The following is a 16,960-nucleotide window of genomic DNA, read 5'->3' on the forward strand; positions in this document are numbered from 1 at the left end:
GCCGTCACCGCCGCGGTTCCGAGCTGCAGGCCCGACATTCCCCTGTCACCAACCCGTCACAAGCACGGGGCAAGCCGAAAGCGACAAGGGGACTTGCCGCTGTGGACGCGATCAACATTTTCCTGACCGACGAGCTCGCCGAGACGCTCGAGGGTTTCGAGCAGGCCGGCACGCGGTTTGCTTTTGCGCGCCTCTATCCGGACGGGCCGCGACAGCTCGTCGATGGCCCCATCTGGGCTTTCGTCGACTGGGTCATGGACGATCTCGCGGGGCTCGAGATGTGCCGCCGCTTGCGCGCCGACCCGCGGACGACCGCCGCGCACGTGACGATGGTGCTGGAAAGCGACGATATCGAGGACCGCCGGCGCGCGCTGCGGGCCGGGGCCGACGATTACATGATCGGTCCGCTGGATCGAACGGCCGTACTTGATCGCGTGCTCGCGCTCCATTCCCACCAGCGCAAACGCCATCATGCGCAGCGCATCGATCTGGGTGATCTCGCGATCGACCTGGCTGCGCAACAGGCGCGCTGGAGCGGCAAGCCCATCCTGCTGCGTCCGAACGAGCTTCGCCTGCTGCGCTACTTCGCGGAGAATCCGAACCAGGTCCTCTCGCGCGGAGAACTGATCGCCGGCCTCGGCAAAGTCGATCCGCCGATCGACGAGCGGACGGTCGACGTGTGGATCGGACGCCTGCGCCGCGCGCTCAAGTCCGCCGGGGCGGACAGCCTGCTGCGCACGGTCCGTTCGCTCGGCTACGTCCTCGACGCACCCTGACCAAAAAAGAACGGGCCGCCCGAAGGCGGCCCGTCAGTAGGGTGGACTGAGAGGTTGGTTAGAATTCGGTCGAAAGCGACAGCGCGAAGCTTTGCCCGACCTCGTAGCTGTTGATCTCGATCCGGTTCGTGCCGTTCGACTGATATTCGAAGTGATCGCGCCCGAAGATGTTGCGCGCCTCCAGCTTCAGTTCGACGGGCTGGCGGAACAGATCGAGTTCCTGCCGGTAGACGAAATCCACCCGCAGGCCCGGATCCTCGACGATGTCGGGAAGGCTCGAGGTGCCGCGCGCCGTTACCCGGTCGCTCGCGTATGAGAGGAGGAAGGTAAACTGCTGCAGACGGTCGAGATCCTCGATGCCGAGCTGCAGGTTGACCAGATGGTCCGACTGGCCCGTCAGCGGCACGCCGTCGCGGAAGAAGTCCGTCGCGGGCCGTTCGCCGCTCGGGAACACCCAGGTCACATCGCCCGGTGACACTTTGATCTCGGACTGGGTGTAGGTGTAGTTCGCCACCGCAATTGCGCGTTTGCTGTCGAACCAGCCGCCCCATCCGACGAGATCGTGGTTGTACTGGAACTCCAGCTCGGCGCCGTAGAGCTGCGCCTTCGGCGCATTGGCGAAGCCGCTGACCTGCACGTTGTCGGAGAAGGCTGAGAACACCTCGATCGGGTTCTCGATGTCCTTGTAGAACCCTGCCAGCGACGCGCGGCTGCCGTTGCCGAAGTAATATTCGAGCCGGCCTTCCAGATTGGTCAGCTCGCTATCGATCAGCATCGGGTTGCCGTTGTACTGCCGGTTGGTTTCCGGATCGTAGTAGGTCTGGAAGATCAGTTCGCGGAACTGCGGCCGCGCGATCGTCTTCGAGGCGCTGATCCGGGCCTGAAGCGAATCGGTCACTTCCCAGGTCAGCGTGCCCGCGGGCAGATAGTAGTCGTTCCGCAGAAGCGTCGAGCTCGCCGAATTGATCGGCGTGGCGAACACTTCGACCGGGTTCACTGTCTGCTTGGCGTCCTCGTAGCGCACGCCGAGGTCGAGCGTGACCCCTTCCAGCGGATTGATGCGCGACTGGACGTAGCCGGCCTGGATCTCGAGCCCGGCTCTGAAAGCCGGGTCGGACTGCGTCGTCTCGATCAGGCCGATGCCGTAGTAATCGATCACCGCATCCCCGAGCAGGAGATCGGGCCGCAATGCACCTACGGCGTCTTCGAAGCCGGTGTCGGCATCGAACAGGAACTCACGCCGCTCCGAATAGCGGCTGGTGTCGGTGTAGGCGTAACCGGCCGTCAGGCGCAGCCAGTCGGTGATCGGATAGCCGACGTCGATCCCGCCGTACCACAGATCTTCCTTGAGTTCCGAGAATGCGACTGACCCGCTGCCGCGCTGGCGATCGAGCACGTTGACGAAAATATCGCCGAGCGGATCGTTCTCGTTGTTCGTCCGCACGTAGGTGAAGCTGTATTCGTAAGGCGCCTCGCGCTGCGTCTGCGCGTAACCGCCGCGAAGGTCCACGTCGAGGTTGCCGAACTCCAGCTCGGCCACGAGCTGGCTGTCGATGAGCTGCCGCTCGTACCAGGCGGTGTCCTGCTGGAACTCGCTGTCGCCGTCCTGGAAATCCTCGCCCAAGGCGAGGCGCGACTGCTTGAGGCTGTCGCGGATGTAGAGGTTGGTCCAGCGGAACGTGTGGCCCCCGACCTCCAGGCCGAAGCCCAGAAGGCCATTTACCAGCATCCGGTTGTCGGTGACGAAATCGCGGAAATCGGTGTTCAGATCGAGATCGGCGTTCCGCGCCGTCTGCGAAATGATCGAACGGTTGCGCCACTTGTTGCTGATTCCAGCCGTCGCGATCACGCCGAACTCACCATCGGCGAAGACGGGGAACGAGGTCCCTGCGGTCAGCCCGGCGGACCAGTTGACGGGCAGTTCGTCGACCCGCTGGGTGAGGACCAGGTTCGGATTGCCGAGCTGTTTCGCGATCGCCTGCTGGTCGACCTCGAGATCGGTCATGCGCAGGCCGCTGTCGAAGAACTCCTGAAGGGCAGGCGGCGTATCGCGGGTGCCGTCGTCGAAGCCGAACCAGTCGAAGTCCGACCCGTATTGGTCGATGCCGCCCGAGAAGGTGGTCTGTTCGTCGCCGCTGATCCCGGCGCTGATCTCGAAGAAGCTTTCCTCCGGGATGGCGCGGGTGGTGAGGTTGATCACGCCGCCGCCGAACTCGCCGGGGAAGTTGGCCGAGTAGGTCTTCTGCACGAGGCTGGAGGCGACCACATCGGTGGGAAAGATGTCGAGCGGCACCACGCGGCTGAGCGGCTGCGGGCTCGGCAACGGAAGGCCGTTGAGGAGCGCGAGCGAGTAGCGGTCGCCAAGGCCGCGGACGTAGACGAAGCCCTGACCCTGCACCGACAGGCCGGTTACGCGGCCGAGCGCACCGGCGATGTCGCCTTCGCCCGTACGCGCGATCTGCTCGCTGGTGAGGACCGATACGACCTGCGTCGAGCTGCGGGTCACGTCCTGCCTGCGGCGGCCGGTGACGATGATCTCGCCGCCACCGCCGGGGATGGAGATCTCCGCTTCCTGCTCCGCTCCTGCGGCATCCTGCTCGTTCTGCGGATCGGGGGGTGTGCCCTCCGCGCCGGTTTCGGGCGTGCCAACGGTTCCCTGCGCGATTGCGGCGCACGGAAACGTGAGGGCTGTGGTGAGCAGGAGCAGCCCCGCCAACTGCTTGCCGGTGGACATGGTGGAAGACCCCCTTCGTCTCGAAAATCGGAGAAATGCTGCGGGCTCGAAGCCCTGAAAAAGGTGGGAGGCGGCCCGCCGAAAAGCGGGTCGCCTCCCTTTCTGTTGCTCGTTACGACGAGTAGACCGGCAGCGAGGTGCAATCGCCGACGTTGTCGCCGAAGCTGGCGGTTGCCGAGTTGCAGGTCCAACCCGCATACCAGGTGTCCGAAGCGTCGCGGACGGCGCCGATGTAATCGACGTTGTCGAAGAAGCTCGACAGCGCGGTCGGGTCGAAGGCCGCAACGGCGCTTTCGTTCGAACCGTTGATGAAGAGCCCGGTCAGCGTGCTGGTGTAGCCGGCGTTGTTGTTCGAGCCGGCTTCGAAGATGCCCTGCGTCTGGGCCGCGGTCACGCTGCCGCCGTCGCGGAAAGCGGTCGCGCAGTCCATGACGAACGAGTTGAACGTCGGCGCCGCAGCGACCGTTTCCGTGTCGTCGATACGGATGCAGGGGGTGTTCCCCGTCGCATCGACGAGCACCGAATTGACGATTGCATAATCGGTGCCGCCGCGGATGCGGATCGCCTGGTCCTGAGTCGCGCCGTTGTAGATGAACGTTGCGTTCGAGATCTGCGTGTTCTGCTGCGGCCGGTCGGCAATCTTCTCGTTGCTGGAGTCAGCCTCGATGATCGTGTCCCCGGCATTCGCGCGGCTGGCGACGATCACGTACTGCAGGTTCGCCCGAACGCCCGTGTCGGTGTCGAGCGCGTCGTCTTCCGAACCGACCACGATGAGGTTCTTGACGTTGGCATAGCCGCCGAAGAACTCCACCCCGTCGTCGGAGCTGTTGTAGCTCATGATGTGGCTGAGTTCGGTGCCGGTGCCGGTGCCGCCGGTCGTCAGCGACTGCAGCTCGTTATCGGCCGAAAGGACGAAGCCCGAGTAGCGGATCTGGACATACTGCATGACGCCCGAGCTGTCGTCGTCGGTCGCGCCGCCGAAGTGCGCCGCCTGAGAAGCGCCTTCGACCTGCCGCTCACAGCTTGCGGAGCCCGGGGTGGCCTCGGGGGCCACGGTGCAGTCGGTGACAGGCGCACGGCCGGCGAGCACGACGCCGCCCCACTGGCCCGAGGAGTTCTGGTTGTTCAGGCCAAGAACGTTGTCGCGGCTGGTGAAGACGATCGGCATCTCGGCGGTGCCGACGGCGTTGATCTGGTTGCCGCGGTTGACCATCAGGAACGAGGGGCCGCTGGCAAAGAAGGTCACACCCGGCTCGACCGTGAGCGTGACGTCGGTGTCGGCGTCGCTGGGGACGGGGCCACCGTCGGTGCCCACGTCGACACGGCCGTCGAGCTGGTAGAGCAGGCCTTCGACGTACGGGAGCGTGGAGGATGCGGTGAGCCGGCTCGGCAGCGCGCAGACCCGATATTCGCCGGTCGGCCCGGTAATCGTACCCTTGTCGGTGAGCCCCGGGGAGGCCGCGATCGTCGGGCAACCGGCAGCCGGCGACACGGTGGACGGCGGCGGGGGCGGCGGCGGTGGGGGCGGCGGGCTCGTCGGCGGGTTGACGATGACATTGCCGCCCGTGCCGGGCGAGCTGATTTCGTCGGCGCCGCAGCCGGTCAGAACGACCAGGCCGCAGCCGAGCATGATGGATCGTTGGAGCATTTTCACAGCGAGCGGTCCCCTCAAAAAACCGAAGAATCGACAGATGCGAAATCGAGATCGCGACTCGCGAGGTAGGACCGCCCCGTGACAGTTTCTTTGCAGAAAATACTATTAGTTATATGACTGAAATACGACAAAGAAGTGTCAGAAATGACATGGGTGAAAAATGATCCCACGTCGTTTGTTACACAACGATGACATTGTTTCATTTATGTTGCAGATAGACAAACTCTATGAGAAATTCGGCGAGTAAATGAAGCATTGGGAGAAGATGAAATGAGTATTCTGGCTGGAGCCGCAGTGCTCATCCTGGCTCAGAGCGGTGTCGCGATGGACGTTGGTTCCGAGGAACTCATCGCGGAGCGCAACGACGTCGCGATCGAGCGGATCGAGGCGAACGACCGGCTCGACCGCGACGATCCGGCTCGCCTTATCAACCTGGGGATCGCGCACGCGCGCGAGGGGCGTGAGCAGGAAGCGCGCCGGATGTTCCGCGAAGTCGCCGGCAGCGACGCCGCGATGCGGCTCGAGCTCGCCGGTGGCGAGTGGGTCGACTCGCGCGACCTGGCACGCCGCGCGCTGCGCATGCTCGACCGCGGGGAATTCGCGAGTCATAGCCGCATGACCATGCGCTGATACCGCGGCGCTGCTAGGAGGCGGAACTTCGCAGCTTGTCCGCCGCGTCCCAGGCAATCTCCTGGGCGGCGATGCTGCTGCGGCGAGCCCGTCCGATCGCGTCCATCTTGCTGTCACCAGCTTGTCATGTAGTGTGCGCAAGGAGGTCGGACGGAGGGTTCGATGATTCTCAAATGGTCGCCATGTCTGGCGCTTGCGGCGGGCATGGCCGTGACGGCAGCGCCGGCGCAGGCGGACGTCATGGAAATTGACGCTGACGGCGCGCGCTGGATCGCGGGCGATCAGGCGTCCGCGGCGGCAGAGGGCGACGCGATCGAGCTTTCGGCGGACTACGCTGTACCCAGCGAGGCCGTGGCCATGCCTGCGCGGCATGCGTCCATCGTCCCCGACCTCTACGCCGCCAAAGTGCAGGAACTCGCCCGCCGGTTCGATCTCAGCCCCGCGCTGATCGAGGCGCTGGTGTGGCAGGAGAGCCGCTGGCGCGCGAATGCGGTCTCGCCCGTCGGGGCGCGGGGTCTTGCCCAGCTCATGCCCGCCACGGCGCGCGAACTCGGCGTCGATCCGGCCGATCCCTTTGCCAATCTCGAGGGCGGCGCACGCTACCTGCGCGCGCAGCTCGATCGTTTCGACGGCGACCTGGAGAAGGCGCTCGCCGCCTACAACGCCGGTCCGGGGCGGGTCGAGCGCGCCGGCGGTGTGCCCGAGATCCGCGAGACCAAGACTTATGTCGCGGCCATCATGGGCCGCCTTTCCAACCATTCCCGCGAGGTTCAGTAACTCATGCGTTCGATCGTCCGTCTTTCGGCCCTGGCCGCACTTTCCGCTCCGACAGCCGCTTACGCGCAGGCCGTCGCCGACCCGCAGGGATCGGGGCCGATCGTCGCTGCGCTCGGCTGGCTCCAGGGAACGCTTCTGGGCAATGTCGCTACGGCGGTCGCCGTGATGGCGGTCGCAGCGGTCGGGTTCCTGATGCTGACCGGCCGCATGAACTGGCGTTTCGGTGCAACGGTGATCATCGGCTGCTTCATCCTGTTCGGCGCCGCCTCGATCGTCGCCGGCATCCAGCAGGCGGCGGGGGCCTGAGGTGGACCAGCTCGTCCGCCACCCCGTCCATCGCGCCCTCACACGGCCGCAGATGTTCGCGGGGGTGACGTACAACTTCTTCATCATCAACGCGGCGGTGACGACCGAGCTGTTCCTGATCACGGGCAGCTTCCTCGCGCTGCCCGCCGCGCTCGTCATTCACGGCATCGGCTATTTCGCGTGCCTGCGGGAGCCCCGCGTGTTCGACCTGTGGATCACGAAGGTTTCGAAGTGCCCGCGGGTGAAGAACTGGAAGCGCTGGGGCTGCAACAGCTACGCCGCGTGACGGACCTGGAAGGGGTCGAAAGATTATGAGCAAGTGGATCGGAGCCGCAGCCTGGAGCGCGAGGGAAGCCCGCGCCGGCGATCGGCTGCCCTACGCCGGGCTGATCGATGCGAGCACGATGCTGCTGCGCGACGGATCGGTCATGGCCGCGATCCAAGTGCCCGGCCTGCTGTTCGAAACCGAGGACAGCGATGCGCTGAACGCACATGCCGCCACGCGCGAGGTCATGCTGCGCTCGACACTCGATGCGCGGTTCGTGATGTACCACCACGTCGTCCGCCGCCGGGTGGAAGTGGAGCTCGACGCCGAGTTCGACGATCCGCTCAGCCGGCACATCGACGCGCGGTGGAGGGAGCGGCTCGGTTCGGGCGCGCTCTTCGTCAACGACCAGTTCGTCACGCTCATTCGGCGGCCCGCCAGGGGGAAGGCCGGGCTCGTCGAACGCGCGGCGCGCTTGTGGAACCGCCGCGGGCGTAAGGAGATCGAGGCCGACCCGAAGGACATCCGTTCGCTCAAGGCGGCGGTGACCGGGCTCGTGGCCGCGCTTCAACCTTACGGCGCGGCGGTTCTCGGCGACTACGAAGGGCCGCAGGGCAAGGCCAACAACGAACTGCTCGAACTTCTCTCGGCGCTCTACAATGGCGAGATGCGCCCCGTGCGCAGGCCGCACGAGGACAGCGACGTCGGCCAGATGCTGCCCTATCGCCGGGCGAGTTTCGGGCTCGACGCGATGGAACTGCGCGGCTCGGGCGAGCCGGATTTCGCTGCGCTGCTGAGCCTCAAGGACTATCCCGACGCGACCTCGCCCGGTCTGTTGGATGGACTGCTGCGGCTGCCGTACGAGATGGTCGTTTCCGAAAGCTACGCCCCCGCCGAGCGGCAGACCGCGCGCGAGCGAATGGACTTGGCGTTGCGGCGCCTGCGTTCGGCCGACGAGGAAGCCGCCGCCGAACGCGCCGATATGCTCGCTGCTCGTGATGCGCTTGGCAACGGCGCGGTCGGCTTCGGGGATCACCACCTGACCGTGCTCGTTCGCGAGCGCGATCTCGGTCGGCTCGACGAGGCGACCGCCGCCTGCGCCGCCGCGCTTGCCGACACCGGCGCCATCGCGGTGCGCGAGGACACCAATCTCGAACCCGCCTTCTGGGCGCAGTTCCCCGGCAACGAACAATACATCGTGCGCCGCGCGATGATCTCGTCCGCCAATATGGCGAGCTTCGGCAGCCTGCACGGCATGGCGCTGGGTCAGGCGCAGGGCAATCACTGGGGCGAGGCGGTCACGCTGCTGCAGACCACCAGCTCGACCCCGTTCTTCTTCAATTTCCACCACGGTGACCTCGGCAATTTCTCGGTCATCGGCCCGTCCGGCTCGGGCAAGACCGTGGTGATGAACTTCCTCGCCGCGCAGGCGCAGAAGTTCAAGCCGCGCACGATCCTGTTCGACAAGGATCGCGGTGCCGAGCTGTTCGTGCGCGGGATCGGCGGACGCTACGACCGGATCAGCGCGGGCGAACCGACCGGCTTCAACCCGCTCGCGCTGCCCGATACGGCCGTGAACCGTGCCTTCCTGCGCGACTGGCTCGGCGTGTTGCTCAACGCCGAAGGGCCCGAGGAACTGGCGACGGTCAGCCAGGCCGTCGACGCCGCTTATGCCAACGACGGTACGCTGCGCCGCTTGCGGCACTTCAAGGAACTGCTCTCCGGTGCGCGGCGCCCCGAGGCAGGCGATCTTGCCGACCGCCTATCCGCCTGGATCGGGCAGGGCGAGCATGGCTGGCTGTTCGACAATGCCGAAGACCGGCTCGATCTGTCGAACCGCGTGCTCGGCTTCGACATGACCGCGCTGCTGGAGAACCCCAGGCTGCGCACGCCGGTCATGATGTACCTCTTCCACCGTATCGACGAACGGCTCGACGGTCAGCCGACGATGATCCTGATCGACGAGGGCTGGAAGGCACTCGACGATGCGGTCTTCGCCGCACGTATCCGCGACTGGCTGAAGACGCTGCGCAAGCGTAACGCGCTGGTCGGTTTCGCGACGCAGAGCGCGCGCGACGCGCTCGAGAGCCGCATTTCGACCGCGCTGGTCGAACAGACGGCGACGATGGTCTTCATGCCCAACTCGCGCGCGCGGCCGGAGGATTACTGCGATGGCTTCGGCCTCACCCAGCACGAGCTGGCCGTCATCCGCAGTCTGCCCGCGCACAGCCGCTGCTTCCTCGTCCGCCAGCCCGATGCGAGCGTGGTGGTACGCCTCGACCTTTCGAACGCGCCCGAGGTGCTGACTATTCTTTCGGGCCGCGAAAGCTCGGTTCGCCGGCTCGATCTGCTCCGCGCTGCGGTCGGCGACAATCCGGCCGAATGGTATCCCGCTCTCACCGGACACGGTTGGCCGGCGGCAGTCAACGACGAGGGGGAGGGCGACGTGGTGCCCTTCCGCCAGGCCGCCGAATGAGCGCCGCGTGCCAGGCCGCCGCCGCCGAAGTCGGCAACGGCGTCGCAGCGGCACTGCAGGCGGTCGACTGCACGGCCGGCGAATTCACCGCGCAGGCTTTCGGCCGCCTCTTCGCTCCCGGCGGTGCGCTCACCCCGGTGCTGACCATCGCACTGACGCTGTTCGTCGCGTTCTTCGCGATCTCTCTTCTGTTGGGCCGCTCGAGCATCGGGGTGCGCTCGGTTACCCCTCGCATGATCACGCTCGGCCTGGTGGTCACCTTCGCGACGAGCTGGGTCGCGTACCAGAGCGTCGTGTGGAACCTCGCGCTGTCCGCGCCGGACTGGCTTGCCACCGTGCTCGGCGGAACGGAGGGCTCGGCCACGCAGGTCTTCGCGCAGAAGATCGATGTCGTCTTTCTTGCCGTTCAGGAGGCGACGAAGGGGCAGGAGAATTTCGGAGCGTTTTCGCCGACGGGTATCCTGTGGCTCGGCGCGATGCTCTTCCTCCTCGGGACCGTAGGCGTGCTGGTAACGGCGCGGATCGGGCTGGCCGTGCTCGTCGCGCTGGGTCCGATCTTCGTCGTCATGGCGCTGTTCAACGGGACGCGCGGGCTCTTCACCGGTTGGCTCAAGGGCGTGGTCCTTCTCGCCCTGACGCCGCTTTTCGCGGTGCTCGGCGGCGGCGTCATGCTCGAACTGGCAGTGCCCATCCTGGCGGCGCTCTCGGCGACCCCGGGCATGGTCGATCCGCAGGCGGCAGTGGCGTTCTTCATGATCGGGGCGGTGCACGTCGCTCTGATGGCAATGGCGCTCAAGGTGGCAGGGACGATGGTGGCCGGTTGGCGCGTGTTCGGCCTCGTGCGGAGCGACGAGGACCGCCAGTCCGAGCGCGATCGAGCCCCCGCGCCGCCGGCTGCACAAGGCGCTGCCGCGGCCGCGCAGGGGCCGGCATCCCCGTCCGGGGCGACGCAGCGCCGCATCGCGGTGAGCGCGATTACGCCGGGCGCGGCCGCGAACGACATCGGCCCCGGCGCGCAGGGTTCCACGCGCCGCGAAACCCGCATTGTCACGGCCACGCAGGGCGGTTCGCAAGTGCAGCCGCTCAGTTCCTCGACTTCGCGCGCGAGCGGCATAGGCAGCCGCTTTCGTGCGCCGCAAAAACGCATATCGGAGACGTTGAAATGAACCGCGTGGTCTTTCCCGCGCTCGCTCTCGCACTTGTGGCCGCCCCTGCCGCGGCGGAAGATCCGCGCCTGGTGGAACGGCTGTATGACCCCGCCCAGGTGGTGAGGATCGAAGGCCGCACCAAGGTTCAGGCGACGATCCAGTTCGGCGAGGACGAGGCGATCGAGAACGTCGCGATCGGCGATTCCGAAGCCTGGCAGGTGACGCCGAACAAGCGGGCCGATCTCCTGTTCGTGAAGCCCCTCGCGCCGACCGCGGCGACAAACATGACGGTGGTGACCAACAAGCGCACCTATCTGTTCGACCTCGTCGCGAGCCCGCGCGCCAGGCCGCTCTACGTGCTGAAGTTCACTTATCCGGACGAGCCGAAGGAGGAGGAACCGAAGTTGGCCCAGGCGCCGAACGCCGTGGAGGTCGCAGCGGCGACGGATCCTTACGCCGTGGTCGATCCGGCGGAGCTCAACTTCGCTTGGGCCGCCCAGGGCGACGCCGAGCTGCTGCCCACCCGCACTTACGACGACGGCGATGCGACGTTCCTTACTTGGCCCGCCGATCGCCCGGTGCCGGCGATCCTGATCAAGAACCACGAGGGGACCGAAGGCCCGGTGAACTTCACCGTGCGCGGAGATACGATCGTGGTGGACGGCGTGCCGCGCGAGATCGTCCTTCGCGCCGGCGACGACAGCGCCGTCCTCACCAACACGGGGCCCGAACGGGCTTCGCCGGAGCGCGCCCAGGCCGCGCTCGCCCAGGCAGGGGAGAAACGATAATGCGCCTCGCCATGCGTCTGCCAGCCCGCAAGAGCGGGGAAAGCGCCAACGATGTCGATCCGCGCGAGCAGGAATCGGCCGAGATCATCGATCTCGCAAGCCGCAACGCATTCCCCGCGGTAACCCAGCGCAAGGGCAAGTCGGACACGTTCGGCCTCGTCGCCGGTGTCGCCATCGTTGCCCTGCTCGGGGCCGCGACTTTCATCGGAATGGATTCGACCCGCCTGGGAGAGCCGGAGGGCATAGGCGGGGCGCAAGCGCCGCAGGCGCCGGTGCAGCAGACCGCCCCGCAGCCCGTGCCGACAGCGGGTGCACCCGCGCCGGCCCCGGTCGGACTTGCGCAGCCGGATCCAGCGCCGGCCCCGGTCCTTGCGGCAGACCCCGGCGCCTCGCCGGCGCCGATGGGCAACCCCTATGCGAGCCCGACCGTCGTGTTCGATGCAAGTGCCGCGGCGGCACCCGCAGGCGCGGTTGCGCCGGTCGGCGCCGAAGGCGGCGCGGCGACCACCGGCAATTCGGCTTCGGACTTCGCCAGCCGCATCGGCGGCGTCGGCGGTGCGCCGGCACAGGCCAAGGCGATGGTCAATCCGCAAACCACCGTCACCCAGGGCACGCTCATCCCGGCGGTTCTCGAAACGGCGATCAACACCGACGTTCCGGGCTATGTCCGGGCCGTGGTGAGCCAGGATGTGCGCAGTTTCGACGGCACGCGCGTGCTGGTGCCCCGCAGCAGCCGCCTCATCGGGCAGTACCAGTCCGGCCTGCAGGGCGGGCAGAAGCGCGCCTACGTGATTTGGACGCGGCTGATCCGGCCGGACGGCGCGTCGGTCAATCTCGGCTCCCCCGCGATCGGGTTCGACGGAACGACCGGCCTAGCCGGCGAGGTCGACAGTCACTTCTTCAAGCGCTTCGGTTCGGCGATGCTGCTGTCCGTCATCGGCGGGCTTTCTGCGATCGGCAGCGGCGGCGCCTCGGTCATACTGGGCGGCGCGGGGCAGTCCGCAGCGGGCGTCGCCGCGCAGCAGGACAGCCAGATCGGCCCGACCGTCCGCGTCCGCCAGGGCGAGCCGATCCGCGTGTTCACCGCGCGCGACCTCGACTTCTCGCAAGTCCCGGCAGTCAAGTAGAGCAGGGCGATGGCGGCCGACGTACACTCACTCAAGTCCGAAGCCGACGGCGAGCGGAGTGTCTATCTCGACGCCTATCTCGCACCGTTCCGCGAATGGCTCGACCGCGACACGGTGACCGAGATCCTCGTCAATCGCCCCGGCGAGGTGTGGGTGGAGGACGCGGCGGCGCCCGGCATGCAGCGGATAGAGACGCCGCATATCGACGACATGCTGATCCAGCGCCTGGCCGAGCAGGTGGCGCGGGTCAGCCATCAGGGCATCAACCGCGAGCATCCGCTGCTCGGTGCTACCCTGCCGGTCAGGGAATGGGGCGGCGCGCGCGTTCAGTTCTGCGGGCCGCCCGCCGCCCGCCGTCACTGGGCGATGGCGATCCGCCGTCACCGCCGGCTCGACCTGCCGCTCGACGCTTACGACACCGGCCCGCTCGCGCCGCCGCAGCCGCCGCCGATGCCGGATGCTCAGGTCGAGCCGATCGCCTTCCTGCGCGAGGCGATCCGTCAGCGGAGCACGATCCTGATCTCCGGCGGCACGAGCACCGGCAAGACGACCTTCCTCAACGCCATGCTCGGCGAGATCCCGCGCCATGAGCGCGTGGTGCTGGTGGAGGACACACCCGAGCTTCGCCTGCCTGGCGAGAATGGGGTGGGCCTTGTCGCGGTCAAGGGCGAACTGGGCGAAGCCAAGGTGACCGCCAACGAACTGCTCCAGGCCGCGCTGCGCCTGCGGCCCGATCGCATCGTGCTCGGCGAATTGCGCGGCGCCGAGAGCGTTAGCTTCCTGCGCGCGATCAATACCGGCCATCCGGGCAGCTTCTCGACCATTCACGCCAACTCGCTGCGCGGAGCGCTCGAGCAACTGGCTCTGATGGTGATGCAGACCGGCATCGGGCTTACTCGCTCCGACACGATCGCCTATGCCGCCTCGGTGATCGACGTGATCGTGCAACTGGGTCGGAGCGCGGATGGCAAACGGGGCATCACCCAGATAGCGAAAACCTCCTCGCTGGTGTGAGTCTCGCGCCAATTCGGGCGAGCGTTAGTCTCCCGAGTGCAACATCGGTGAATAAATTCCCTGGAGCAGTCCGCGTTGTCCAAGACGGATTGACGTAGGGGAATGCTGCATTCCGCGGCTTTTTCGATGCAATCGTATTCGGAAATTTCCGAATTGCCGGGCGGGTCCCTAAGGCAACCCTATTGCCAGAAGCGCTTCTTCTGATTTACTTTCCTTGCAGTTCAAGTCGCATCAGACGACTGGACAAGAGGAGAGGACGAATGAGGGGCAAGGCTACCCTGCTTGCCGGCATTTGTGCCGGCGTGCTCGCATTTCCCGTTAACGCTCAGGAGACTGACGCAGATGAGGGCGCCGCGGCTGCGACCGGTGGTCCCGTCATCGTCGTCACTGCCCAGCGCCAGAACCAGAGTCTTCAGGAAGTCCCGATCGCGGTCAGCGCGTTCACGGCCGAAGCGCTCGAAGCGCAGCAGATCGAGAACGCGAGCGACCTGCAACTGACGCTTCCGAACGTCTCGTTCACCAAGAGCAACTTCACGGGCGCGAGCTTCACCATCCGCGGGATCGGCGATCTGTGCGTCGGTGTGAGCTGCGACAGCGCCACGGCGATCCACACCAACGGCGCGCCTCTGTTCGGCACGCGCCTGTTCGAGACCGAGTATTTCGATCTCGAGCGGGTCGAAGTGCTGCGCGGCCCGCAGGGCACTCTGTTCGGCCGCAACGCGACCTCTGGCGTGGTCAACGTCGTCACGGCCAAGCCCGATCTCTCAGGCGTCGCCGCCGCGGCGGAGCTCGAATACGGCAATTACAACAGCATCAAGGCCAAGGGCATGATCAATCTGCCCATTGGCGACGTTCTGGGCGTGCGGATCGCGGGCTTCTATCTCAATCGCGACGGCTATACCCGCAATCTCTACGACGACAGCCGGATCGACGACCGCGACATGTACGCGATCCGCGGCAGCTTGCGGTTCGAGCCGGGGCCGGACACCACGATCGACCTCATGGGATACTACTTCCGCGAGAACGACAACCGGTTGCGCATCCAGAAGCAGGCCTGCCAGCGCGACCCGACCGGCGTTCTGGGCTGCCTCAACGCCCGGCTCGATTTCGACAAGGCCAATGCGGACTCCACGCTGGCGTCGGTCCTGAGCTCGCGGGAGCTCTTCGCCATTCAGGGCATCCCGGCGGTGCTGGGGCTCGGCAGCATCTATGCCGATGACGGCGACGGCTACTCGAACTTCGACGAGCCGGACGACGTGCGCACGGTTCGCACTGCGTTCACGCCCGAATATTTCGCCGACGAGCTGCAGGTACAGGCGCGCCTGGAGCAGCGCTTCGGCGATCTGACCCTGTCGGTCGGGGGGCTCTATCAGGAGACCTCGGTCGATTCCCGGCAGGACTACAACCTCGGGGTGCTCGACCGTTCGGCTGGCTACTTGACGGCACTGAACGCCCTGGCGTTCTTTGCGGCGAACGGCCTCCCGGTGCCGGGTTCGAGCGCCTATTTCACGCCGATCGTGGAAGCGCTGATCCCGAACGGACCGACCGGCGAACTCTGCACCTCGAGCAACCGCCAGGAGAGCCAGGGGGCCTACGAAGGGCACGCGATCTGCTCCGACGTGCCGCTCGCTTTCGACCGATCGAACGGTGATCAGAAATCCTGGTCGGCCGAAGCCATCCTGAGCAGCGACTTCGACGGACCGTTCAACTTCCTGGTCGGCGGCATCTACGCGAACAGCAGGGTGCTCGAGAACAGCTACTATGTGAACTCGTTCGGCCTCGACTATGCGACAGGTATTCTCGGCACTTTCTCGGCATTCGCGAACGGCGCGCCGCCGTCGTATCTCGCAACGTCGATGTACCGCAACAACACCAGCGATTTCGAGCTCGACAGCTACGGCATCTTCGGCGAAGTCTACTACGAGATCAGCGATCGGCTGAAGTTCACCGGCGGTCTGCGCTACAACAACGACAAGAAGTCGATCGTCGCGCGCAACACGCTGGCGAGCTTCCTCAATCCCTTCAGCAACGACGGCGATCCATTCGATTCACCGTTCGTGGGTTCGTACGACGCGGACCCGGGCCTGGATGGGAACCAGATCGTGCAGGAGCGTTCGGTCTCCTTCGACGAGATCACCGGCCGTGCGGTGCTCGACTTCCAGATGACGCCGGACAACCTGATCTACGCCTCCTACTCGCGGGGCTATAAATCCGGCGGCATCAACCCGCCGCTCTCGCCGGCATTCGAAGTCGCCGAGAGCTTCGGCTCCGAGCAGATCGATGCGTTCGAGATCGGAACCAAGAACACGTTCGCCAATGGAGCCCTGCAACTCAACGCAACGGCTTTCTACTACAAGTACAAGGACTTGCAGCTCAGCCGCATCGTTGCGCGGACCTCCGTGAACGACTCGATCGATGCTAATATCTGGGGCTTCGAGATCGAAGGCATCATCCGTCCCAGCCCGCGGTGGCTGATCAATGCGAACTTCAGTTATCTCAATGCCGAGGTCGCGGGTGATCAGTTCTTCTCCAATCCGCGCGATCCGGGCGGCGGCGACCCCGACGCGGTGATCGTCAAGGATATCTCGAACGGTGCCCTCTGTGCCGTCACTGGCGCTGGAGCGAACGCCTTCGTTACCGCCGTGAACAGTCCACTGGGGCTGCGAGCGCCATCGTCGTTTCCGGCCGACGGCAACATTGCCTCCACGGGCGCGTTCGGCATCTGTGCCGCACTCGCGGCGGGTGCGGCGGGCGATATCGGGCTGTTCAATCCCGCGCTTGCCCCACTGCAACCGCTTCTGAACAGCTTCGGACCGGTCGATGTCCTCAGCCCCGGCGTCCAGGTGAACATCAAGGGCAACAAACTGCCCCAGGCGCCGGAGATGAAGGCATCGGTGGGCGTGCAGTACACCGCTGAATTCGCCAACGGCATGACGCTCGTGCCGCGCTTCGATATCGCGCTGACCGGCGAGCAATACGGCAATGTCTTCAACGGCAACGTCAATCGGATCGAGCCGTTCGTCCAGGCGAATGCGCAGGTCCAGCTCAATGGGCCGGACGAGCGCTGGTATGTGCGCGGGTTCATCCAGAACATCTTCGACAGTTCGTCGATGACGGGCCTTTACGTCACCGACGCCACGTCGGGGAACTTCACCAACATCTTTACGCTCGACCCGCGCCGCTACGGCATCGCGGTGGGCGCGAGGTTCTGACCGCAACGACGGTTGGGGAGAGGGGAGGGGGTCGGACCTTCGGGTCCGGCCCC

13 protein-coding genes are annotated in these 16,960 nt (G+C 66.0%); 11 read left to right on the plus strand and 2 right to left on the minus strand.

Going from position 1 to position 16,960, the window contains the following annotated elements; translation table 11 throughout:
* The first annotated feature begins 101 nt into the window (after positions 1-101).
* Positions 102-776, plus strand: a complete 675-nt coding sequence (locus JNO53_RS07500) for a response regulator transcription factor (RefSeq protein WP_338015322.1) — start codon at positions 102-104, stop codon at positions 774-776.
* 58 nt (positions 777-834) lie between these two features.
* Here the strand turns inward: JNO53_RS07500 and JNO53_RS07505 are convergent, their stop codons facing one another.
* Together JNO53_RS07505 and JNO53_RS07510 are read right to left on the minus strand one after the other, a co-directional pair.
* Positions 835-3,510, minus strand: coding sequence for a TonB-dependent receptor domain-containing protein (locus JNO53_RS07505; RefSeq protein WP_203109282.1), 2,676 nt, complete (start codon positions 3,508-3,510; stop codon positions 835-837).
* Between the two features lie 112 nt (positions 3,511-3,622).
* Positions 3,623-5,158, minus strand: coding sequence for a hypothetical protein (locus tag JNO53_RS07510; RefSeq protein ID WP_203109283.1), 1,536 nt, complete (start codon positions 5,156-5,158; stop codon positions 3,623-3,625).
* A 276-nt stretch (positions 5,159-5,434) separates the two neighbouring features.
* Here JNO53_RS07510 and JNO53_RS07515 point away from each other — a divergent pair, with 276 nt between their 5' ends.
* The 10 genes from JNO53_RS07515 (at position 5,435) to JNO53_RS07560 (ending at position 16,907) form a co-directional block, all read left to right on the plus strand.
* Positions 5,435-5,794, plus strand: a complete 360-nt coding sequence (locus JNO53_RS07515) for a hypothetical protein (protein WP_203109285.1) — start codon at positions 5,435-5,437, stop codon at positions 5,792-5,794.
* A gap of 162 nt (positions 5,795-5,956) precedes the next feature.
* Positions 5,957-6,571, plus strand: a complete 615-nt coding sequence (locus JNO53_RS07520) for a lytic transglycosylase domain-containing protein (protein WP_238401736.1) — start codon at positions 5,957-5,959, stop codon at positions 6,569-6,571.
* A 3-nt stretch (positions 6,572-6,574) separates the two neighbouring features.
* Complete coding sequence (locus tag JNO53_RS07525; protein WP_203109287.1) at positions 6,575-6,877, plus strand: TrbC/VirB2 family protein; 303 nt, start codon at positions 6,575-6,577, stop codon at positions 6,875-6,877.
* Between the two features lies 1 nt (position 6,878).
* On the plus strand, positions 6,879-7,163 hold the full coding sequence (locus tag JNO53_RS07530; RefSeq protein ID WP_119514376.1) for a type IV secretion system protein VirB3: 285 nt from the start codon (positions 6,879-6,881) through the stop codon (positions 7,161-7,163).
* Between the two features lie 25 nt (positions 7,164-7,188).
* Entirely contained in the window at positions 7,189-9,618 is a 2,430-nt protein-coding gene (locus tag JNO53_RS07535) for a VirB4 family type IV secretion/conjugal transfer ATPase (protein WP_203109289.1), read from the plus strand.
* Positions 9,615-10,784, plus strand: coding sequence for a type IV secretion system protein (locus JNO53_RS07540; RefSeq protein ID WP_203109292.1), 1,170 nt, complete (start codon positions 9,615-9,617; stop codon positions 10,782-10,784). Before JNO53_RS07535 ends, JNO53_RS07540 begins: the two co-directional genes overlap by 4 nt.
* Positions 10,781-11,554, plus strand: a complete 774-nt coding sequence (locus JNO53_RS07545) for a TrbG/VirB9 family P-type conjugative transfer protein (RefSeq protein WP_203109293.1) — start codon at positions 10,781-10,783, stop codon at positions 11,552-11,554. Before JNO53_RS07540 ends, JNO53_RS07545 begins: the two co-directional genes overlap by 4 nt.
* Before the next feature lie 11 nt (positions 11,555-11,565).
* Positions 11,566-12,681, plus strand: coding sequence for a TrbI/VirB10 family protein (locus JNO53_RS07550; protein WP_203109294.1), 1,116 nt, complete (start codon positions 11,566-11,568; stop codon positions 12,679-12,681).
* Between the two features lie 9 nt (positions 12,682-12,690).
* A complete protein-coding gene (virB11, locus tag JNO53_RS07555; protein ID WP_203109295.1) occupies positions 12,691-13,695 on the plus strand; it encodes a P-type DNA transfer ATPase VirB11 in 1,005 nt (334 codons plus the stop codon).
* Between the two features lie 260 nt (positions 13,696-13,955).
* The gene (locus JNO53_RS07560) at positions 13,956-16,907 is read left to right on the plus strand and encodes a TonB-dependent receptor (protein ID WP_203109297.1); all 2,952 of its coding nucleotides are present in this window, start codon (positions 13,956-13,958) and stop codon (positions 16,905-16,907) included.
* Positions 16,908-16,960: the final 53 nt, after the last annotated feature.

It is taken from the genome of Altererythrobacter sp. C41 (assembly GCF_016803135.1).
Classification (GTDB): domain Bacteria; phylum Pseudomonadota; class Alphaproteobacteria; order Sphingomonadales; family Sphingomonadaceae; genus Pelagerythrobacter.

Bases quoted from the DNA above. Each gene is read 5' to 3' on its own strand.
- JNO53_RS07560 (WP_203109297.1), top strand. From the start codon at position 13,956: ATGAGGGGCAAGGCTACCCTGCTTGCCGGCATTTGTGCCGGCGTGCTC.
- JNO53_RS07505 (WP_203109282.1), bottom strand. From the start codon at position 3,510: ATGTCCACCGGCAAGCAGTTGGCGGGGCTGCTCCTGCTCACCACAGCC.
- JNO53_RS07545 (WP_203109293.1), top strand. From the start codon at position 10,781: ATGAACCGCGTGGTCTTTCCCGCGCTCGCTCTCGCACTTGTGGCCGCC.
- JNO53_RS07510 (WP_203109283.1), bottom strand. From the start codon at position 5,158: ATGCTCCAACGATCCATCATGCTCGGCTGCGGCCTGGTCGTTCTGACC.
- virB11 (WP_203109295.1), top strand. From the start codon at position 12,691: ATGGCGGCCGACGTACACTCACTCAAGTCCGAAGCCGACGGCGAGCGG.
- JNO53_RS07550 (WP_203109294.1), top strand. From the start codon at position 11,566: ATGCGTCTGCCAGCCCGCAAGAGCGGGGAAAGCGCCAACGATGTCGAT.
- JNO53_RS07515 (WP_203109285.1), top strand. From the start codon at position 5,435: ATGAGTATTCTGGCTGGAGCCGCAGTGCTCATCCTGGCTCAGAGCGGT.
- JNO53_RS07525 (WP_203109287.1), top strand. From the start codon at position 6,575: ATGCGTTCGATCGTCCGTCTTTCGGCCCTGGCCGCACTTTCCGCTCCG.
- JNO53_RS07540 (WP_203109292.1), top strand. From the start codon at position 9,615: ATGAGCGCCGCGTGCCAGGCCGCCGCCGCCGAAGTCGGCAACGGCGTC.
- JNO53_RS07520 (WP_238401736.1), top strand. From the start codon at position 5,957: ATGATTCTCAAATGGTCGCCATGTCTGGCGCTTGCGGCGGGCATGGCC.
- JNO53_RS07535 (WP_203109289.1), top strand. From the start codon at position 7,189: ATGAGCAAGTGGATCGGAGCCGCAGCCTGGAGCGCGAGGGAAGCCCGC.